Source organism: Denitraticella aggregata (assembly GCF_048158365.1).
GTDB lineage: Bacteria > Pseudomonadota > Gammaproteobacteria > Burkholderiales > Rhodocyclaceae > Azoarcus_F.
In genome coordinates this window covers 1-19058 of record NZ_JBLLNL010000012.1, presented here as the reverse complement: position 1 = coordinate 19058, position 19058 = coordinate 1, and the positions used below count along the sequence as shown (strand labels likewise).

General features: G+C 65.4%; 19 protein-coding genes, 1 pseudogene and 1 riboswitch. Of the genes and pseudogenes, 11 read left to right on the top strand and 9 right to left on the bottom strand.

The genetic code is table 11. The features are described from left to right. Positions 1-10: 10 nt before the first annotated feature. Entirely contained in the window at positions 11-664 is a 654-nt protein-coding gene (locus ACKVEX_RS13835; RefSeq protein WP_473216321.1) for a hypothetical protein, read from the bottom strand. A 47-nt stretch (positions 665-711) separates the two neighbouring features. Here ACKVEX_RS13835 and ACKVEX_RS13830 point away from each other — a divergent pair, with 47 nt between their 5' ends. The 4 genes from ACKVEX_RS13830 to purU all read left to right on the top strand — a co-directional run bounded on the left by ACKVEX_RS13830 (position 712) and on the right by purU (position 5755). After that, positions 712-2646: an ATP-binding cassette domain-containing protein gene (locus tag ACKVEX_RS13830; protein WP_473216320.1), complete on the top strand. Its 1935-nt coding sequence runs from the start codon at positions 712-714 to the stop codon at positions 2644-2646. A 142-nt stretch (positions 2647-2788) separates the two neighbouring features. After that, positions 2789-4060 (top strand): threonine ammonia-lyase, encoded by a 1272-nt coding sequence (ilvA, locus tag ACKVEX_RS13825; protein ID WP_473216319.1) that lies wholly within the window; start codon positions 2789-2791, stop codon positions 4058-4060. Between the two features lie 103 nt (positions 4061-4163). After that, positions 4164-4784, top strand: a complete 621-nt coding sequence (gene thrH / locus ACKVEX_RS13820) for a bifunctional phosphoserine phosphatase/homoserine phosphotransferase ThrH (protein ID WP_473216318.1) — start codon at positions 4164-4166, stop codon at positions 4782-4784. Between the two features lie 95 nt (positions 4785-4879). Then, positions 4880-5755 carry a formyltetrahydrofolate deformylase gene (gene purU / locus ACKVEX_RS13815; RefSeq protein WP_473216317.1) on the top strand — a complete coding sequence of 292 codons (876 nt, stop codon included), beginning with the start codon at positions 4880-4882 and terminating at the stop codon, positions 5753-5755. A 130-nt stretch (positions 5756-5885) separates the two neighbouring features. Here the strand turns inward: purU and ACKVEX_RS13810 are convergent. The 4 genes and pseudogenes from ACKVEX_RS13810 to glnK form a co-directional block, all read right to left on the bottom strand. Then, positions 5886-6044: pseudogene (locus ACKVEX_RS13810) on the bottom strand (TorF family putative porin); the annotation flags it as partial. A 12-nt stretch (positions 6045-6056) separates the two neighbouring features. Next, positions 6057-6287 carry a TorF family putative porin gene (locus ACKVEX_RS13805; protein ID WP_473216316.1) on the bottom strand — a complete coding sequence of 77 codons (231 nt, stop codon included), beginning with the start codon at positions 6285-6287 and terminating at the stop codon, positions 6057-6059. A 28-nt stretch (positions 6288-6315) separates the two neighbouring features. After that, the gene (locus ACKVEX_RS13800) at positions 6316-7719 is read right to left on the bottom strand and encodes an ammonium transporter (RefSeq protein WP_473216315.1); all 1404 of its coding nucleotides are present in this window, start codon (positions 7717-7719) and stop codon (positions 6316-6318) included. 12 nt (positions 7720-7731) lie between these two features. Continuing rightward, positions 7732-8070: a P-II family nitrogen regulator gene (gene glnK, locus ACKVEX_RS13795; protein ID WP_473216314.1), complete on the bottom strand. Its 339-nt coding sequence runs from the start codon at positions 8068-8070 to the stop codon at positions 7732-7734. Between the two features lie 306 nt (positions 8071-8376). On the opposite strand from glnK, the gene ACKVEX_RS13790 reads away from it, so the two are divergent. Together ACKVEX_RS13790 and ACKVEX_RS13785 are read left to right on the top strand one after the other, a co-directional pair. After that, positions 8377-8640 (top strand): accessory factor UbiK family protein, encoded by a 264-nt coding sequence (locus tag ACKVEX_RS13790; protein WP_473216313.1) that lies wholly within the window; start codon positions 8377-8379, stop codon positions 8638-8640. Positions 8641-8728: 88 nt separating this feature from the next. Continuing rightward, positions 8729-10231, top strand: a complete 1503-nt coding sequence (locus ACKVEX_RS13785) for a YifB family Mg chelatase-like AAA ATPase (protein ID WP_473216312.1) — start codon at positions 8729-8731, stop codon at positions 10229-10231. A gap of 84 nt (positions 10232-10315) precedes the next feature. On the opposite strand, the gene ACKVEX_RS13780 is transcribed toward ACKVEX_RS13785, so the two are convergent. The 3 genes from ACKVEX_RS13780 to ACKVEX_RS13770 form a co-directional block, all read right to left on the bottom strand. Then, positions 10316-10708, bottom strand: a complete 393-nt coding sequence (locus ACKVEX_RS13780) for a rhodanese-like domain-containing protein (RefSeq protein WP_473216311.1) — start codon at positions 10706-10708, stop codon at positions 10316-10318. A gap of 107 nt (positions 10709-10815) precedes the next feature. Beyond that, a complete protein-coding gene (locus tag ACKVEX_RS13775) occupies positions 10816-11550 on the bottom strand; it encodes an ABC transporter ATP-binding protein (RefSeq protein ID WP_473216310.1) in 735 nt (244 codons plus the stop codon). Next, positions 11543-12334: an ABC transporter ATP-binding protein gene (locus ACKVEX_RS13770; RefSeq protein WP_473216309.1), complete on the bottom strand. Its 792-nt coding sequence runs from the start codon at positions 12332-12334 to the stop codon at positions 11543-11545. Before ACKVEX_RS13770 ends, ACKVEX_RS13775 begins: the two co-directional genes overlap by 8 nt. Before the next feature lie 148 nt (positions 12335-12482). Here ACKVEX_RS13770 and ACKVEX_RS13765 point away from each other — a divergent pair, with 148 nt between their 5' ends. The 5 genes from ACKVEX_RS13765 to ACKVEX_RS13745 all read left to right on the top strand — a co-directional run bounded on the left by ACKVEX_RS13765 (position 12483) and on the right by ACKVEX_RS13745 (position 18654). After that, positions 12483-12971 carry a hypothetical protein gene (locus ACKVEX_RS13765; RefSeq protein ID WP_473216308.1) on the top strand — a complete coding sequence of 163 codons (489 nt, stop codon included), beginning with the start codon at positions 12483-12485 and terminating at the stop codon, positions 12969-12971. Between the two features lie 25 nt (positions 12972-12996). Then, on the top strand, positions 12997-13641 hold the full coding sequence (pdxH, locus tag ACKVEX_RS13760) for a pyridoxamine 5'-phosphate oxidase (RefSeq protein ID WP_473216307.1): 645 nt from the start codon (positions 12997-12999) through the stop codon (positions 13639-13641). Positions 13642-13804: 163 nt separating this feature from the next. Continuing rightward, positions 13805-14320, top strand: a complete 516-nt coding sequence (locus ACKVEX_RS13755) for a hypothetical protein (protein WP_473216306.1) — start codon at positions 13805-13807, stop codon at positions 14318-14320. A gap of 103 nt (positions 14321-14423) precedes the next feature. Beyond that, positions 14424-14496, top strand: a riboswitch (S-adenosyl-L-homocysteine riboswitch). A gap of 70 nt (positions 14497-14566) precedes the next feature. Next, on the top strand, positions 14567-18319 hold the full coding sequence (gene metH / locus ACKVEX_RS13750; protein ID WP_473216305.1) for a methionine synthase: 3753 nt from the start codon (positions 14567-14569) through the stop codon (positions 18317-18319). Between the two features lie 35 nt (positions 18320-18354). Beyond that, a complete protein-coding gene (locus tag ACKVEX_RS13745; RefSeq protein WP_473216304.1) occupies positions 18355-18654 on the top strand; it encodes a PIN domain-containing protein in 300 nt (99 codons plus the stop codon). 6 nt (positions 18655-18660) lie between these two features. Here the strand turns inward: ACKVEX_RS13745 and ACKVEX_RS13740 are convergent, their stop codons facing one another. Further along, positions 18661-18942: a tyrosine-type recombinase/integrase gene (locus ACKVEX_RS13740; protein ID WP_473216303.1), complete on the bottom strand. Its 282-nt coding sequence runs from the start codon at positions 18940-18942 to the stop codon at positions 18661-18663. Positions 18943-19058: the final 116 nt, after the last annotated feature.

The following is a 19058-nucleotide window of genomic DNA, read 5'->3' as shown; positions in this document are numbered from 1 at the left end:
CGGCAGGCCTTCAGCGCGCATCCTCGCGTCTGCGGATGCGCTCGTCGTAGCGTTCGCGGTCGCGGGCGGCCTGTTCCGCCCGTCTTGACGCGGCCGCTGCTTCGCGCTCCCGGGAGCGCTCGCGCTCTGCGTCCCGCCGTGCCCGCTCCTCGGCTGCCTGCGCTTCGGCTGTGCGGGCTTCGGCGTCACGCCGGCTGCGGATCTCTTCGACGCGGGCATCCGGCGACATGGGCGGGATGACGGTCTGGGCGGGGATTTCGCGGTCGCGCTCGATCACCTGTTCGGTCAGGCCCTCCTGCTCGGCGCGGCGCTGCTTGTCGGCCAGCTCGATCTTGTGCGCCTCGATCTCGAGCGCGCGTGCCTCGCGTATCCGTTCCAGTCTGAGCTGCCGGGCCTGATCCAGGCAGCGATTGACGAGGAAGCGCTGATAGCAAGCGGGCTCGGTCGTGGCGAAGTCGGATTCGGCAAGACTGCGCAGCGCGCGCGCTTCCTCATGCAGTGCAGCGGCGCGCGCGAGGTTGATGTCGGGTGGCGCTTCGGCGTCGGCCGATGCGGTCGCGACAGGCGTCAGCAACAGCGCGAAGAGCAGCGGGTAGAGCGGGGTCGATAATTGTCTCAGCATCTTGGACGGGCCGGTGGGTCCGACAGGGTCGGACTGCTTCATGAGTCGTCGATGCGTAGAATAACGCTTTTATATCGAGCTACGCTGACGTGATCCAGTTTCGCAACCTCCGCTTGGCCCGTGGCGCCAAGATCCTGATCGACGCGGTCAGTCTCCAGATCCACCCCGGCTGGAAGGTCGGCCTGACCGGCGCGAACGGCAGCGGCAAGTCCAGCCTGTTCGCGTTGTTGCGTGACGAGTTGCACCAGGATCAGGGCGACCTGGAGATGCCGCCCGGCTGGGTGATCGCGCATGTCGCGCAGGAAACCCCGGGCATCCAGTCCGCCGCGATCGAGTACGTGCTCGATGGCGACGCGGAATTGCGCGCGATCGAAGTCGCGCTGTGCGACGCGGAAGCGGCCCATGACGGCGCGCGCATAGGCGAGTTGCATGCGCGCCTGGGCGAGATCGGCGGTTATGCGGCACGCGCGCGCGCCGCCGCGCTGCTCGATGGCCTGGGCTTCCTGCCCACCGACATCGAGCGCCCGGTGGCCGATTTCTCGGGCGGCTGGCGGATGCGGCTGAACCTCGCACAGGCACTGATGTGCCGTTCGGATCTGCTGCTGCTGGACGAGCCGACCAACCACCTGGACCTGGATGCGGTGCTGTGGCTAGAGCAGTGGTTGCGCGACTACCGCGGCACGCTGCTGCTGATCTCGCATGATCGCGAGTTTCTCGATGCCAGCGTCGATCGCATCGCGCATGTCGAGCGCCAGCAGCTCACGCTCTACTCGGGTGGCTATTCCGATTTCGAGGGCCAGCGTGCGGCGCGGCTCGCGCAGCAGCAGGCCCTGTACGACAAGCAGCAGCGCGAGATCGCGCATATCGAGGACTATGTTCGTCGTTTCCGCGCGAAGGCGACCAAGGCCCGCCAGGCGCAGAGCCGCATCAAGGCGCTGGAGCGCATGGAGCGGATCGCCGCGGCCCATGTCGATACCCCGTTCAGCTTCGCGTTTCGCGAGAGTCCGCCGGCGCCGGATCCATTGCTGCGCATCGAGGACGGCGAGGTGGGTTACGGGGCGCAGCCGATTCTGACCGGTCTGGACCTGACCCTGAGGCCCGGCGAGCGGATCGGCCTGCTCGGACGCAACGGGGCCGGCAAGTCGACGCTGATCAAGCTACTCGCCGACGAACTCGCGCTGTCGGCCGGGGATCGCAGCGAAGGCAAGGGGCTCGCCCGGGGTTACTTCGCGCAGCATCAACTCGAGACGCTGCGCCCGGACGAGTCGCCGCTGCAGCACATGCAGCGCCTCGATCCGGCCGCGCGCGAGCAGGATCTGCGCAATTACCTGGGCGGATTCGATTTCAGGGGGGATGCGACCGGTGCCGCTGCCGTGACCGGCGCGGACACCCCCTGCGGCAGCTTTTCCGGTGGCGAGAAGTCCCGCCTGGCGCTGGCCCTGCTGATCTGGCGCAAACCCAACCTGCTGCTGCTCGACGAGCCGACCAACCACCTCGACCTCGAGATGCGCCATGCCCTGACGCTGGCCTTGCAGGACTTCGAAGGGGCGATGGTGCTGGTGTCCCACGACCGTGCGCTGCTGCGCGCGACCTGCGATCGCTTCGTGCTGGTCGACGGGGGCCGGGTTCAGCACTTCGACGGAGACCTCGACGACTATCGCGACTGGCTCGCGATCCGCCGGGCCGAGACCAGCGCGCAAGCCCGATGTCCGGACCAGGCCGCCGACAAGGCCACGCGCAAGGCCGACCGGGAGAAGGCGGCCGCGGAACGCCAGGCCCGCCTGGCGAGTCGCCGGCCGCTGGTCAAGGAGCGGGACCAGCTCGACCGCAGGCTCGCCACCTGGCATCAGGAAAAGACGCAGCTCGATCAGCGTCTGGCCGACCCGGCCCTGTATGCCGGCGGCGATGCCGCGCTGCTGCAGGACATGCTGAAGCGCCAGGCCGAGCTGGCCGCCGCGATCGAAGCGGCCGAGATGCGCTGGCTCGAGATCGAGGAGACGCTGGAGACGCTGGCTGCCGACTGACGCGCGGGTCCTTGCACAACAGGCACGCGAGGAGCGCCGAAGGCGATCGACCCGGGTTTTCCGCAGGCTGTCGGCCGCGCTTCGAGCGGGTATGCTTGAAGCCCTGCCCTGCCTTTGACCGCCTGAAACCTTGAGGGAGGTCGTGACCGTGGAACTGTTCCCGACTGTGCCGTCGGCTGCCCATCCGATTCCGCTCGATCTCGACGACCTGCGCGCCGCAAGGGCTCGGATCGAAGCAGCGGTGACGCATACCAGCCTGGTGCCGAGCGAACACCTGTCGCATGCGGTCGGCGTGCCGGTCTGGCTCAAGCTAGAAAATCTGCAGCGCACCGGTTCGTTCAAATTGCGCGGCGCGACCAACCGGATCGCCCGCCTGCTCGCACAGGGACCCCGCCCGGCCGGCGTGATCGCGGCCTCGGCCGGCAACCACGCCCAAGGCGTCGCGCAGGCCGCGCGAGCGGCCGGGCTGCGGGCCATCGTCGTGATGCCCGGCAATGCGCCGCTGACCAAGATCGAATCCTGCCGCGCGCTCGGGGCCGAGCTGCGGCTGGTCGGCACCACGCTCGAGCAGGCGGCCGACGAGGCGATGCGTGTCGCGACCGAGGAGCAGCTGGTGTTTCTGCACCCGTACGACGACTGGGACGTCATTGCCGGGCAGGCCAGCTGCGGTCTGGAGATGCTCGAGGATGCGCCGGATCTGAGCGTCGTGGTCGTGCCACTGGGCGGCGGAGGGCTGATCTCCGGGGTGGCACTGGCGCTGAAGCTGCAGAATCCGGCGATACGCGTGATCGGCGTTCAATGCGATGCGGTCGCGCCGTGGCGGCATTTCCTGCGCGACGGCTCGCTCGGCGACGTGCCGGCCGGCAGCCATACCATCGCCGACGGTATCAAGGTCAAGCGTCCCGGCGTGCTCACCCGTGAAGTGATCGCACGCCATGTCGACGACATCGTGACGGTGGACGACAACGCGATCGCAGAGGCGATCGTCACGCTGCTCGAACGGACGCGTACGATCGGCGAAGGTGCCGGCGTGGTCGGCCTGGCGGCACTGCTGCAGGGGCGTATCGCATTGCGGCCCGAGGACCGCCTGGCCTGCGTGATCTCGGGCGGCAACATCGACATGACACTGGTGGGCCGGTCCATCGACTATGGCCTCGCGTCCAGCGGGCGCCTGATCAGCGTCAGCGTGACGATTCCGGATGCGCCCGGGCACCTTCTGGGCCTGCTCAAGACGGTCGCCGACCTCGGCATCAACGTGCGCCATGTCGAGCACAGGCGCGGCGAATTGCATGTGCCGGTCGGCATGACCGAGGTGATCCTGCAGATGGAAACCCGCGACTTCGAACACCAGCGCGAGCTGATGGAGCATTTTGCCGGAGGCGGGCTGGCAGTCAGGAATCTGCTGTGGGCGTGAGGATGATTCGCGCGCGGTCAAAGCATCCGATCGCCTGAGTCCGGTGCGTCGCACGGTGTAAAATCCGCTCTCCCGATCCGATCCGACACTCGAAAGGCCCCACGTGCAAATTGTCTGTCTCGACCTCGAAGGCGTGCTCGTTCCTGAAATCTGGGTGGAGTTCGCCGAACGTACCGGCATTCCGGAACTGCGCCGCACCACCCGTGATGAACCGGACTACGATGTGCTGATGCAGTACCGGCTGGACATCCTCGCCAAACACGAACTGGGGCTGCCGCAGATCCAGGAAGTGATTGCCGGCATGGGGCCGATGGAGGGTGCGCGCGCGTTCCTGGATGATTTGCGCGCCGACTATCAGCTGGTGATCCTGTCCGACACCTTCTACGAGTTCGCGCACCCGCTGATGCGTCAGCTCGCGTGGCCGACCCTGTTCTGTCACAGCCTCGAGGCGGACGACAAGGGCTTTCTGGTCAACTACCATCTGCGTATGCCGGACCAGAAGCGCGAGGCGGTCAAGCGCTTCAAGGAACTCAACTTCACGGTGGTCGCCGCCGGGGATTCATACAACGACACCGCGATGCTGGCCGAGGCGCATGGCGGCATCCTGTTTCACCCGCCCGAGAACGTGATTCGCGAATTCCCGCAGTATCCGGTGGTGCGCGACTACGACGCGCTGCGTGCCGAGATCGACAAGGCCTTCGCCCGGGTCGGCCGGCTCGGGTGAACGCCGTTCGGCGGCTCTGACGACCCCCGCCCGCCACGCTCAGCGCTCCCCCGAGGGGGCTCGGTCTCTCCAACGAAGGTCTGCAAGACTCAGCCATGCATTCAACCCGCTTCTATACGCTCTCGGCTTCATGCCCCGACCGGGTCGGTCTGGTCAGCCGGGTGTCCGGCTTCCTCGCCGAACACGAGGGCTGGATTCTCGAAACCTCGCTGCATGCCGAACCGCCCGGCGACGGCGAGGCGACCGGCCAGTATTTCATGCGCATCGAGATCCGCGCCGATTCGATCCCGTTTCATCTCGCCGAGCTGCGCCAGCGCTTCGAGCCGCTCGCCGACGAGCTGGGCATGCAATGGAAGATCACCGACTCGGCGGTCAGGAAGCGTGTCGTGATCCTGGTGTCCAGGCAGGGACACTGCCTGTACGACCTGCTCGCACGCTGGCAGAGCAAGGAGCTCGACATCGAGATTCCGTGCGTGATCTCCAACCACGATGACTTCCGCGGCTTCGTGGAGTGGCACGGCATACCGTTCCATCATGTGCACGTGACACCCGACAGCAAGGCCTCGGCCTACGCCGAGGTGGCACGCCTGTTCGAGGAGGTGCGAGGCGACGTGATGGTGCTCGCGCGTTACATGCAAATACTGTCGCCGGAGCTGTGTGCCGCCTATCCGGGCCGCATCATCAACATTCATCACAGCTTTCTGCCCAGCTTTGTCGGTGCCAGACCGTATCACCAGGCCTGGGCCAAGGGTGTGAAGCTGATCGGTGCGACCTGCCACTATGTGACGGCCGACCTGGACCAGGGACCAATCATCGACCAGGACGTGATCCGCATCGATCATTCGGACGCGGTCGAGGACATGGTCCGCTACGGCAAGGATGTCGAGAAGACGGTACTCGCGCGCGGGCTGCGCTATCACCTGGAGGATCGGGTGCTGGTGCATCGGAACAAGACCATCGTGTTCCGCTGAGGCATCTTGGCGGCGCGGCGTTCACGGCCGATCGCTGCGCCGCCGGTCCCACAAAAAGAAGGGCACCCGAGGGTGCCCTTCGAACGTCGCGGCGAGGAGAGTCAACCGCGGCGGGGGAGGAGACGGTCGATCAGAACGCCTTGCTGACGGACAGGATGTAGCGATCGTCTGCGAGCCTGTCGTTGCGGACGTCGGTGTCGACGTAGTGCAGGCCGAAATCGAAGCCGCGCCAGGATTGTGTCACGCCCAGTTTCCAGTCTGCCCAGCTGTCGTTGTCGCGGCCCCGGACGCTCGAATAGCCTTAGTGCGCGTCAGGCGTGAGCCCTTCCATGATTCCGTAGTTGGCGCCCACCTCGTAGTCCAGGCCACCCTGCAGAGCCGGGCGCTGGTCGGTCTGGCTGAAGCCGCGGAAGGCGTAGTCGGTCACGATGCTGATGTTGGCCGAGATCGGCAGATCTTCGGCGAGAACGGTGGATGTGCCGACCGGGAGGGTGGCGAGGGCGGCTACGGTGGTGATCAGAGTCTTGCGCATGGTTTTCTCCTCGGTTGAATCTATTGCCTTACTTGGTCACGAACTCTGGATAGGCTTCCTGACCGCATTCGGCCAGATCTACGCCTTCGTACTCTTCTTCCGCCGTGACGCGGATGCCCGTGACCGCCTTCAGGATGCTCCACACGATCAGGCTGGCGCCGAACACCCAGACGAAGATCGTCAGCGCTCCGACGATCTGGCCGAAGAAGGTGGAGTCGCTGTTGGTCAGCGGCACCAGCAGCAGGCCGAGCAGACCGCAGGTACCGTGCACCGAGATCGCGCCGACCGGATCGTCGATCTTGAACACGCGATCGAGCACCGTGATCGAGAACACCACCAGCACACCGCCGGCCGCGCCGAACAAGGTCGCGAGCAACGGCGTCGGCGTGGAGGGTTCGGCCGTGATCACCACCAGGCCCGCCAGCGCGCCGTTCAGCAGCATGGTCAAGTCACCCTTGCCGAACATGAGTTTGGACACGATCAGTGCGGCGATCGCACCACCCGCAGCGGCGGTGTTGGTGTTCAGGAACACTATCGCGACGTCGTTGGCATTGGCGATGTCGCCGAGCTTGAGCACCGAACCGCCGTTGAAGCCGAACCAGCCCATCCACAGGATGAAGGTGCCGAGCGTGGCCAGCGGCAGGTTCGCACCCGGGATCGCGCGCGGTTCGCCGTTCGGGCCGTACTTGCCTTTGCGCGCGCCGAGCAGGATCACGCCGGCCAGCGCCGCGGACGCACCAGCCATATGCACGATGCCGGAACCGGCGAAGTCGGAAAAGCCCAGATCGCCAAGGTTGAACATGCCGAAGACGTCGGCCTCGCCCCAGGTCCAGGAACCTTCCAACGGGTAAATGAAGCCGGTCATGACCACCGCAAAGGCGAGGAAGGCCCACAGTTTCATCCGCTCGGCGACCGCACCCGAGACGATGGACATCGCGGTCGCGACGAACACCACCTGGAAGAAGAAGTCCGAAGCGTCGGAGTAGATCGAATCGCCGTGGAAGCCGTCTTCACGCTCGCCGAAGGCGGTCAGCGCGTCTGGGACCAGGTCGTCACCGCCGTCGATGCCGGACAGGAATATGCCGCCACCATACATGATCGCGTAGCCGACGATGAGATACATGATGCAGGAGATCGAGAACAGCGCGACGTTCTTGGTCAGGATCTCGACCGTGTTCTTGGAGCGGACTAGGCCGGCCTCGAGCATCGAGAAGCCGGCGGCCATCCACATCACCAGTGCGCCACACACCAGGAAGTAGAAGGTGTCCATCGCGTACTGCAGTTCGAACACGTTGCTCAGCACCGCGGCGCTGTGCTCCATCGCGGCGCCGGCCGCGGCGGCCGCTTCCATTGCGGTGTGCTCGTCGGCCAGAACCGGCGCGGCCAGGCCGACCGCCAGCGCCGCGAGCAGTGTTTTCAGTGTTTTACTCATGTTGTGGCTCCCTTAAAGTGCATCGACACCGGTTTCGCCGGTGCGGATGCGAACGACCTGCTCCAGTTCGAACACGAAGATCTTTCCGTCTCCAATCTTCCCGGTTGAGGCGGACTTCTCGATCGTTTCGATGACCTGATCGAGGATGTCGGCACGCACCGCCGCCTCGATCTTGACCTTGGGCAGGAAGTCCACGACGTACTCGGCGCCGCGGTACAGTTCGGTATGGCCCTTCTGGCGGCCGAAGCCCTTTACTTCGGTCACGGTGATGCCTTGCACGCCAATCGCCGACAGTGCTTCACGCACTTCGTCGAGCTTGAAGGGTTTGATGATTGCGGTGACGAGCTTCATGCGTTTCTCCTGTCATCGGCTGAGCTTGGAAAGCTGGGGCGGGTTTGCATCTGAATCTCCAGACGGTCGATATTGGACGATTCACGTTTAGCACGATCCATGCCAAGTCTGAAAAATTTATATAAAACAGAACTTTGAGCGAATTTCTGGATTCAATGCTGCGCCGCGGTGCCCTGATTTGACCGACGCCCTCCGTTCAATGCACCAAACTAGTGCGGCCAGTCCATCGGGACGCTCATTCCGCTCCGGGGTCGCGTGCTAAACTCGATCACTCACCCCGTCCCACGCTCGAACAAGGATCCCGACATGACTTCACCGCGTATCTTCGATGAACTCGGCAACAAGCTTTCCGAGCTGGCCGCCAGCAGTCCGGCTCGGGATATCGAGAAGAACGTCAAGGCATTGCTGGGCAGTGCGTTCGGCAAGCTCGATCTGGTGACCCGGGAGGAGTTCGACGTTCAGCGCGAGGTGCTCGCGCATGCGCGTCAGAAGCTGCACGAACTGGAGGACAGGGTCGCGCAGCTCGAGTCCGAACTCGCCCATGCGCGTGCGCAGGACGACGCAGAGTGAATCCGCGGCGTTCGATATGATGCTTATGGAATAGCGCAACGTCATCGCTCGGGGTTAAACTTGTCTCCCGTTGATCCAGGAGACAGGCATGTCACTCGCGTTGGTTCGCACCCGTGCGCTGTCCGGCCTCGATGCGCCGGAAGTCGTCGTCGAGGTTCACCTCGCCAACGGGCTGCCGGCCTTCAATCTGGTCGGCCTGCCGGATGCCGAGGTGCGCGAGGCGCGTGACCGCGTGCGCGCGGCCATCCAGACCTCGCAGTTCGAATTTCCGCAGCGCCGGATCACCGTCAATCTCGCGCCCGCCGACCTGCCCAAGGAAGGCGGGCGATTCGATCTGCCGATCGCGCTCGGCATTCTCGCCGCTTCCGGACAGATTCCGGCGAAGGCGCTCGATGCTTGCGAGTTTATCGGCGAACTGTCGCTGAACGGGGCACTGCGGCGGGTGCGCGGCGCCCTCGCGATGGCGCTTGCAGCCGCGCAAGCAGGGCGTGATCTGGTGCTTCCGTCCGAGAATGCCGACGAGGCGGCACTGGCGCAGCGCTCGCGCGTGCTGGCTGCCGATTGCCTGCTGCGCGTCTGTGCGCATCTGACCGGTCAGGGGCCGCTACAGCCGCATGTGAGCGCACCCGACCAGGGCTCGCAGCACGATATGCCGGACCTGACCGAGGTGAAGGGACAGTTGCTCGCACGGCGTGCGCTGGAGGTCGCGGCAGCCGGCGCGCATTCACTGCTGATGTTCGGACCGCCTGGAACCGGCAAGTCCATGCTCGCGCAACGCCTGCCTGGCCTGCTCCCGCCGATGGACGAACGCGAGGCGATCGAGAGTGCGTCGGTGCAGTCGATCGAGGGCTGCTTCGATGCGCGCCGATGGGCGCAGCGCCCGTTTCGGGCGCCTCACCATTCGGCGTCCGCGCCGGCGCTGGTCGGCGGTGGGGCGACGCCACGTCCGGGCGAGATCAGCCTCGCACACCATGGCGTGCTGTTCCTGGACGAGTTGCCGGAGTTCGACCGGCGCGTGCTCGAGGCGCTGCGCGAGCCCCTGGAAACCGGCACCGTCACGGTCTCGCGCGCGCGTCGCAGGGCCGAATTCCCGGCACGTTTCCAGCTGGTTGCGGCGATGAATCCCTGTCCCTGCGGCTATCACGGCGATCCGTCCGGTCGCTGCATCTGTTCGCCCGAGCAGATTCGTCGCTACCGTGGGCGCCTGTCCGGTCCGCTGCTCGATCGCATGGACATCGTCGTCGAGGTGCCGCTTCTGGAACACGCGGAGATGCAGGCGCTGCCTGGTGGCGAGGCGAGTGCAACGGTGCGCGCACGGGTCATTCAGGCATGGGCGATGCAGCGGGCACGCCAGCAGGCGCCGAACAGCCGTCTCGGTCCCGGTTCGATCGATCGCCTGTGCGAACCCGACCGGGAGGGCCGCGTGCTGCTGGGCCATGCAATCAAGCGGCTGGGGCTGTCCGCGCGTGCCTACCATCGGGTGCTCAAGGTGGCGCGAACGATCGCTGACCTGGCGGGTGTCGAGCAGGTCGGCGCGGTCCATCTGGCCGAGGCGATACAGTATCGTCGCGGCCTCGACGTCAAAGCCTGAGAGGTTCGACGCCGGCATGGTCTTGGTACGATGCGCAATGCACCAATGTGGTGCACGAGGCGTCTTCGGCCACGACTGATACGCTCAGCACTGCTCCCACGGCAGGCCGTCGAAGCGCCAGCCGCTGACCGAGTTGCGATGATGCTTGTCGTCCAGTTCGCCTTCGAAGCCGTGCAGCACGTTGAACACGTTCTTGAACCCTGCGTCGAGCAAGGCCTCCCCGGCCGACTCGGACCGGTTGCCGCTGCGGCAGATCAGCACCAGTGGTCGTTCGCCGCCATGCCCCGCCATCTTGCGCACCTCGCCGACGAAATGTGGATTGACGTCCCAGTCGGGGCCGTCGTTCCATGAGACATGGATCGCGCCAACCGGGTGTCCGACGAACAGGAACTCGATCTCGCTCCGGACGTCGATCAGCAAGGCCTCCGGGTTCGACTGCAGGAAGGCATGGGCTTCCTTGGGTGTGAGATGTTTCACTGCTGCGGGCCTCCGGCCGTTGCTTGCATCCATTATATTGGCTTGGGCCGATCGAATGCGTGCGTGCTCCGGTGCGGCGCCCGTTCCGAGCGGCCCAATGGGCGGACTCACGCCGGCTCGGCGCCCAGATAGGCCGAGCGGACCCGGGTATCCTCGCGCAATGCCGCGGCGGTTCCGGACAACGTGATCCGGCCGGCTTCCATGACCCACGCCTGATCGGCCAGGTCCAGCGCGAGCTGGGCGTTCTGTTCGACCAGCAGAATCGTCATCCCGGACTGGGCCACCGTTCGGATCAGTGCGTAGATGGTCTCGACCACGATTGGCGCGAGTCCCATCGACGGTTCGTCGAGCAGCAGCAAGCTTGGTTTCGACAGCAGTGCGCGGCCGATCGCGAGCATCTGCTGCTCTCCGCCGGACAGCGTGCCGGCGACTTGCGTCAGGCGCTCCCGCAATCGCGGCAGCAGACACAGGATCCGCTCGAGGTCGTCGCGGATCGCCTGTCGATCGCTGCGGACATAGGTCCCCAGATGCAGGTTTTCGGCGACGGTGAGCCGCGCAAAGATGCCCCGGCCTTCCGGGACCAGCGCAATGCCGGCGCGCACCCGTCGGTCCGGCGGTTGCGTGTCGATTCGTTGTCCGCGAAACAGGATCCGACCGGCGGCCAACGCCTGCAGGCCCGCGATGGCGGCGAGCGTGGTGCTCTTGCCGGCACCGTTTGCGCCGATCAGGCAGCCGGTCGTGCCCGGTGCGAGCTGCAGGTCGATGCCGCAAACCGCCGGGATCCGGTCGTAACGGGCATGGACATCGCGCAGTTCCAGCACTGGCGCCGGCTGGTCAGGCATGGGCGTACCTTCGACCGAGATAGGCTTCGATGACGCGCTGGTCGCGACGGATCTCGTCCGGCGTGCCTTCGGCGATCTTGCGTCCGGAGTCGAGCACCGCGATCCGGTCGCATAACTGCATCACCAGTTTCATGTCGTGCTCGATGACCAGCACCGTGGTGCCCTCGTCGCGAATGCGCTCCACCAGTCCTCGCAGGGCCAAGGTTTCGGTCGCATTCATACCGGCCGCGGGTTCGTCCAGCGCGAGCAACTTCGGGCCCGCCGCGAGCGCGCGCGCGATCTCGAGGCGACGCTGGTCGCCATAGGAAAGATTACGCGCGCGCGTCGCCGCATGCTCCGCGAGGCCGACATACGCGAGCCAGCCAAGTGCATCCGCCTGCGTGCGGCGCTCCTCGTCGCGTTGCGTACGATGACCGAGAAGGCTGGCGACCAGGCCTGCATGCAGCTTTGCATGCAGGCCGGTCATCACGTTCTCCAGCGCGCTCGCATCGCCGAACAGCCGGATGTTCTGGAAGGTTCGTGCGATGCCGTGTCGAACCGCCAGATGGGGCCGGCCCGGCGCGAGGCGCCGTCCGTCGACCCGGCACTCGCCCCGGTCGGGCCGCTCCAAGCCGGTCAGCACGTTGAAGAACGTGGTCTTGCCCGCACCGTTGGGTCCGATCAGTCCAAAGATCTCGCCGCGACGGATCGTCAGGTCCACATCGTCGAGGGCGACCACGCCGCCGAAGCGGCGTGATAGACGGGTTGCGACCAGAAGGGGTGTTTCTGTTTCATTCAGCTGCATCGGGGCGGTATGGGTTGGGAACCTCATCTGGCATCATGGCAGTCGCTTCGCTTCAAGCTGGCGATGCAATGAGCGGATTGTACCGTCGCACGAACCGCCTTTCTCGCGCGATCCGCGTGAGGTGGGCACTGACGAGGAACCGGCAAGGATGAAACGTATTTTCGCTTATCTGTTCGGCCTGCTCGGGCTGTTGGGGCTGGGCGGCTGCAACCCGTTCGCGATCGAAACGATCAAGCCCGGCATCACTACCGCGAGCGAGGTGCGCGAGCGTCTCGGGGAACCGGGCATGGAGTGGCGCAACGACGATGGTTCGGTGACCTGGGAGTACTCCGGGCAGCCACAGGGGATCCACTGCCACATGATCACGATCGGGTCCGATCGTATCGTGCGTGCGGTCGATCAGGTACTGAACGAACGCAGCTTCGCACGTATCCAACCGGGCATGGACGGAGATGCGGTGCGGCGGGTGCTCGGCAAACCCGCATCGACGCAGTTCTTCGCACTGAGCCAGGAGCGGGTGTGGAACTGGAACGTCGAACCGGATCGGGGCACCTCCGATCCGCTGTTCTTCACGGTGCATTTCGATACCGCGGGCAAGGTCGTGCACACCAGCCGCAACGTACAATATCGGCAGTGAATTCAGGTTGGAACGGGGCGAATGCATGAGCGACAAGAGTCTGGCGGACCTGCGCAAGAGCTATGAACTGGGCAGCCTCGAGGATCACGAAGTGTCCGGAGAGCCGCTGCAGCAGTTCAGACAGTGGTTCAGCGAGGCGCTCGCGCGCAAGGTGCCCGAGCCGAATGCGATGACGGTCGCGACCGTCGGGGAGGACGGCCGTCCGTCCACGCGGGTGGTGCTGATCAAGGATTTCGACGAAAGCGGCATCGTGTGGTACACCAATTACGCGAGCCGCAAGGGCCGCGAGCTCGCATGCCACCCCTATGCCGCGCTGCAGTTCCACTGGGTCGAACTGGAGCGCGTGGTGCGCATCGAGGGCGACGTCGAGAAGGTCGCGCCGGAGGATTCGGACGCCTATTTCGAGAGCCGCCCGCTGGCCCACCGCATCGGCGCATGGGCCTCCCATCAGAGCGAGGTGATCCCGAATCGTGGTGTCATCGTCGCGCGCGCAGCCGAGTACGGCCTCAGATTCGGACTCAAGCCACCGCGCCCGCCGCACTGGGGCGGCTATCGCCTGCGGCCGCATTACTGGGAGTTCTGGCAGGGGCGCGCGTCGCGCCTGCATGACCGGATCGCCTATCGTGAGCTGCCCGACGGCAGCTGGGTGCGGGAGCGATTGTCTCCCTGACGGCAGGAGGCCAAGGATGGTCAATCGGCATATTCACTGCGACGCGTCGGCCGCGCGCCGGTCTCGATGGGTCGCTCCGCCCCGGCATCGGGGCGGGAGTTGGCTTAGGATCCTGCTGTTCGTCGCGTTGTTAGCGCTGCTCAGCGGTTGCGCCAGCTTCAGCATGCAGCGTGAGTTCGTGGACGAGGTCAGCCTGCTCGGCGCGCGCGGCCAGCCGAGCCGCATCTGGATCAACGACGACGGCACGCGCACCTTCGAGTACGCGACGCAACCCTTCGGCGATGATGCCTGGATGTACTCCATCGACGCGGACGGGCGCATCGTCGAGCAGTTCGATGCGCTGTCGCGCAAGAATCTGGCGCGGGTGCAGAAGGGCATGACGGTCGAGCAGGTCCAGCGACTGCTGGGCCAGCATCGCTCGGTACAGTTCTTCTCCCTGTCCGGCGAGGAGGTCTACGACTGGAACATCCGCAATGAGTGGCCCGACCTGCGCGCGACCCGGTTCAACGTGCATTTCGTCGGCGGCGTCGTCGAGCGGACCAGCCAGACCCTTGTTTTTCCGCGCGACGGCATGTTCGGCTGGGGTATCGGTCTGGGTCTCGGGTACGGTTCGCATTCTTTCTGGGGCGGTTTTCGGGGCTGGCCCTACCCGCGGGCGGGGTGGCCTCATTACTGGTAATGGATTCTGCTCCTGGACCGCTATGGTCACGATGACGCAAGCCGGTCTTTGCGCGCCGACGGTGCCTTTGCAAGCCGCGCCCAGTCCCGGTAGACTACTTGCCTCTGCCGAGGAGCGCTGCGACCTGTAATCCAAACGGGCCAGGCTCGGCAATCGAAGAACGGCGCTCACAAATCCCCAGGTCCGGGTTTGTGGTGTCTTTCCTCGCCGCCACTGGTATCCCGGACCCAAGCCGAGATGGATGCCATGCAAGCCGACCGTTCCCAAGAACTCCATGCCCTGATGTCCGAGCGCATCCTCGTGCTCGACGGTGCTATGGGCACGATGATCCAGCAGCACAAGCTCGCCGAGCGCGATTACCGCGGCGAGCGCTTCCTGGATCATCCGCGCGACCTCAAGGGCAACAACGACCTGCTGGTGCTGACCCGGCCCGAACTGATCTCCGACATCCATCGCGCCTACCTCGACGCCGGCGCCGACATCATCGAGACCAACACCTTCAACGGCACGCGCGTGTCGCAGGCCGAATACGGGCTGGAGTCGGTCGCCTACGAGATCAACGTGACCGGCGCCCGCCTCTCGCGCGCGCTGTGCGATGAATACACGACGGTGAATCCGGACAAGCCGCGCTTCGTCGCCGGTGTGCTGGGGCCGACCTCGCGCACGCTGTCGATCTCGCCGGACGTGAACGACCCCGGCTACCGCAACATCAGCTTCGAGGCCCTGCTCGACGACTATCTGGATGCGGCGCGCGGGCTGATCGAGGGTGGCGCCGACCTGCTGCTGATCGAGACGGTGTTCGACACGCTCAACGCCAAGGTCGCGGTGTTCGCAATCGAGCAGTTGTTCTCGGACCTCGGCCGTCGCCTGCCGGTGATGATCTCGGGGACGATCACCGACGCGTCCGGCCGCACACTTTCCGGCCAGACGGCGGAGGCCTTCTGGAACTCGCTCGCGCACGCGCGGCCGATCTCGTTCGGCCTGAACTGCGCGCTCGGCGCGAAGGAACTGCGCCAGTACGTCGAGGAGCTTTCGCACCTGTGCGACACGCATGTGTCGGCCCACCCGAACGCGGGTCTGCCGAATCCGCTGTCGCCCACCGGCTACGACGAGACGCCCGAGCAGCTCGCCGGCGACATCGCCGAATGGGCCCGGTCCGGGCTGGTGAATATCGTCGGCGGCTGCTGCGGCACCACGCCCGCGCATATCGCGGCCATCGCGCAGGCGGTCGAAGGCGTGGCCCCGCGCAGGGTGCCGGTGCTCGAGCACAAGATGCGGCTGTCCGGCCTGGAGCCTTTCAACGTCGGCGCCGACAGCCTGTTCGTGAATATCGGCGAGCGCACCAACGTGACCGGTTCGCGCGCGTTTGCGAAGATGATTCTGGAAGGCCGCTTCGACGACGCACTGGCGGTTGCGCGCCAGCAGGTCGAGAACGGCGCGCAGATCATCGACATCAACATGGACGAGGCGATGCTCGACTCCATGGCCGCGATGGAACGCTTCCTGAAGCTGATCGCGTCCGAGCCGGATATCTCGCGTGTGCCGATCATGCTGGACTCCTCCAAGTGGGACGTCATCGAGGCCGGCCTGAAGTGCATCCAGGGCAAGGGCGTGGTCAACTCGATCTCGATGAAGGAGGGTGAGGCCGAGTTCCTGCGCCAGGCGCGCCTGTGCCGCCGGTACGGCGCGGCGGTGATCGTGATGGCCTTCGACGAGAAGGGGCAGGCCGATACCTACCAGCGTAAGATCGAGATCTGCGAACGCGCCTACACGCTGCTGACCGCGAGTCCCGAGCAGGGCGGGGTGGGTTTTCCGCCCGAGGACATCATCTTCGACCCGAACATCTTCGCAATCGCGACCGGCATCGAGGAGCATGACAACTACGCGGTCGATTTCATCCAGGCAGTCGGCTGGATCAAGGCGCATCTGCCCTGGGCCAAGACCTCCGGTGGCGTGTCGAACGTGAGCTTCAGCTTCCGCGGCAACGACCCGGTGCGCGAGGCGATCCACACCGTGTTCCTGTATCACGCGGTGAAGAACGGCCTGACCATGGGCATCGTCAATGCCGGTCAGCTCGGTGTGTATGACGATCTGGATGCGGATCTGCGCGACAAGGTCGAGGACGTCGTGCTCAATCGCAAACCGGGTTCGGGCGATGCGCTGGTCGAGATCGCGACGTCGGTCAAAGGCCGGACCAAGGACACCGGGCCGGACCTCGCCTGGCGCGAATGGTCGGTGGAAAAGCGCCTGTCGCATGCGCTGGTCAAGGGCATCACCGATTACGTCGTGGGCGACACCGAGGAGATCCGGGCCCGGCTCGCGGCCGACGGCAAGCCGCCGCTGGCGGTCATCGAGGGCCCGCTGATGGACGGCATGAGCGTGGTCGGGGATCTGTTCGGCGCTGGCAAGATGTTTCTGCCGCAGGTGGTGAAATCCGCACGCGTGATGAAGCAGGCGGTCGCCCACCTGATTCCGTACATCGAGGCCGAGAAGCTGCGCACCGGCTCGACCAGCAAGGGGCGCATCGTCATCGCGACGGTCAAGGGCGACGTGCACGACATCGGCAAGAATATCGTCGGCGTGGTGCTCGGCTGCAACGGCTACGAGATCATCGATCTGGGCGTGATGGTGCCGTGCGAGAAAATTCTCAACGCCGCGCGCGAGCACGGCGCCCAGGCGATCGGCCTGTCCGGCCTGATCACGCCGTCGCTGGAAGAGATGAGCCATGTTGCGGCGGAGATGAAGCGCCAGGGCTTTGAGCTGCCGCTGCTGATCGGCGGGGCGACCACCAGTCGCGCGCACACCGCGATCAAGATCGCGCCGCATTACGACCAGCCGGTGGTCTATGTGCCGGATGCATCGCGCGCGGTCGGCGTGGTCACCGCGCTGCTGTCCGAGGGCGGCGCCGAGGACTTCAAGCTGCAGCTCGCCGCCGACTACGACAAGATCCGCACCCAGCATGCGAACAAGAAGGGCGTGCCGCTCGTGAGCCTGGAGGCTGCGCGTGCCAACGCGTTCGACCCGCTCGCACAGATCGGGGCCCCTGAATCTGGCGAAGGTCAATCGGGATCTGTCCCCGATCTGCCCTATGTGCCGACCGAGCCCAATGCGCTCGGCGTGATGTCGATGGACGTGGATCTGGCCGATCTGCGCGACTACATCGACTGGGCGCCGTTCTTTCAGACCTGGGACCTCGCGGGGCGTTTCCCCGACATCCTCGACGACCCGATCGTCGGAGAGACCGCGCGCAGCGTCTACAACGATGCGCGCAACATGCTCGAGGACCTGATCGCGCAGGAATGGCTGCAGGCCAGGGCGGTGTTCGGCCTGTTTCCGGCCAATAGCGTCGGCGACGACATCGAACTCTACGAAAACGAGCAGCGCGACCCGCCGATGATGGTCTGGCACGGCCTGCGCCAGCAGCACCAGCGTCCGGCCGGCAAGCCGCACTGGTGCCTGGCCGATTTCATCGCGCCCAAGGCCAGTGGCGTACGCGACTGGTGCGGCGCGTTCGCGGTGACTGCCGGTATCGGCATCGAGTTGAAGCTCGCCGAGTTCGAGGCCGGGCACGACGACTACCACGCGATCATGCTGAAGAGCCTCGCCGACCGCCTCGCCGAGGCGACCGCGGAGTGGCTGCACGAACGCGTGCGCAAGGAGTATTGGGGCTACGCCGCGGACGAGGACCTCGACAACGCCGCGCTGATCAAGGAGCAGTACAAGGGCATTCGCCCCGCCCCCGGCTACCCGTCCTGCCCGGACCACACCGTCAAGGCCGCGCTGTTCCAGTTGCTCGACGTGCCCACCAACGCCGGCATGGGCCTCACCGAGTCCATGGCCATGACCCCCGCCGCGAGTGTGGCCGGCTTCTATTTCGCCCATCCACAAAGCCACTACTTCGCGATCAGCAAGATCGGTGAGGATCAGTTGAAGGACTGGGCGCAGCGCGCCGGCATGAGCGTGGATGCGGCGCGGCGGTGGCTGGCGCCCTTGCTCTAGCAAAGGCGTTTGAGGTGTATGACGAGGCTTGACGGGTGGCTTTTCAAAACGCTGCCCTGAGGCTTATCAGCTCTATCACCTGGATGGATGTCATGGTGGGCGCCGACGCACAGAGCGAGGCGGCCGTGAGAGCCTTTCTCGCCGGGTTCACCCAAGTTACCATCACCCCACGTATTGCCGAGCTGGCTGTCGAGCGTCGGCGCGAAAAGCGCCTACGACTGCCCGATGCGATCATCTGGGCGAGCGCAAAGTCCGAGGGCGCAGTCCTTGTCACGCGAAATACCAAGGATTTTCCAGAGCACCATTGCGACGCGCACGTACCCTACCGACTCTGAGCCGGATCACATTTCCCGGTCCCGCTCCCACAACAGACGTCCCGCGTCCAGGGGACGGCGCAAAGCCGGCACAAGCGAGCCAGGTAGCATCACACGGCGGTCCTTGCCGCCCTTGCCCTCGCGCACGACGATCTCATTGCGGTCGAAGTCAAGATCCTTGACGCGCAATCGCAGGCCTTTCATCAGGCGCATGCCGGTGCCGTAGAGCAGGCGTGCAAGCTTACCCTCGATCCCGTCGATCATGCCGAGCAGGCGCGACACTTCCGTGCGCGACAGCACGACCGGCACACGCTCGCGTTTCTTCGGGTGGCCCGATCTCGTTCATCCACGGCAAATCGATGTCGAGCACCTCCCGATACAGGAACAAAAAGCGCCGAAAAGGCCTGATTGTGTGTCGACGGTGT

Coding starts and splice junctions, on each gene's coding strand:
- ACKVEX_RS13835 (WP_473216321.1), bottom strand. CDS start 664: ATGAAGCAGTCCGACCCTGTCGGACCCACCGGCCCGTCCAAGATGCTG.
- purU (WP_473216317.1), top strand. CDS start 4,880: ATGCATTCAACCCGCTTCTATACGCTCTCGGCTTCATGCCCCGACCGG.
- ACKVEX_RS13805 (WP_473216316.1), bottom strand. CDS start 6,287: ATGCGCAAGACTCTGATCACCACCGTAGCCGCCCTCGCCACCCTCCCG.
- ACKVEX_RS13800 (WP_473216315.1), bottom strand. CDS start 7,719: ATGAGTAAAACACTGAAAACACTGCTCGCGGCGCTGGCGGTCGGCCTG.
- glnK (WP_473216314.1), bottom strand. CDS start 8,070: ATGAAGCTCGTCACCGCAATCATCAAACCCTTCAAGCTCGACGAAGTG.
- ACKVEX_RS13790 (WP_473216313.1), top strand. CDS start 8,377: ATGACTTCACCGCGTATCTTCGATGAACTCGGCAACAAGCTTTCCGAG.
- ACKVEX_RS13785 (WP_473216312.1), top strand. CDS start 8,729: ATGTCACTCGCGTTGGTTCGCACCCGTGCGCTGTCCGGCCTCGATGCG.
- ACKVEX_RS13775 (WP_473216310.1), bottom strand. CDS start 11,550: ATGCCTGACCAGCCGGCGCCAGTGCTGGAACTGCGCGATGTCCATGCC.
- ACKVEX_RS13770 (WP_473216309.1), bottom strand. CDS start 12,334: ATGCAGCTGAATGAAACAGAAACACCCCTTCTGGTCGCAACCCGTCTA.
- ACKVEX_RS13765 (WP_473216308.1), top strand. CDS start 12,483: ATGAAACGTATTTTCGCTTATCTGTTCGGCCTGCTCGGGCTGTTGGGG.
- pdxH (WP_473216307.1), top strand. CDS start 12,997: ATGAGCGACAAGAGTCTGGCGGACCTGCGCAAGAGCTATGAACTGGGC.
- ACKVEX_RS13755 (WP_473216306.1), top strand. CDS start 13,805: ATGCAGCGTGAGTTCGTGGACGAGGTCAGCCTGCTCGGCGCGCGCGGC.
- metH (WP_473216305.1), top strand. CDS start 14,567: ATGCAAGCCGACCGTTCCCAAGAACTCCATGCCCTGATGTCCGAGCGC.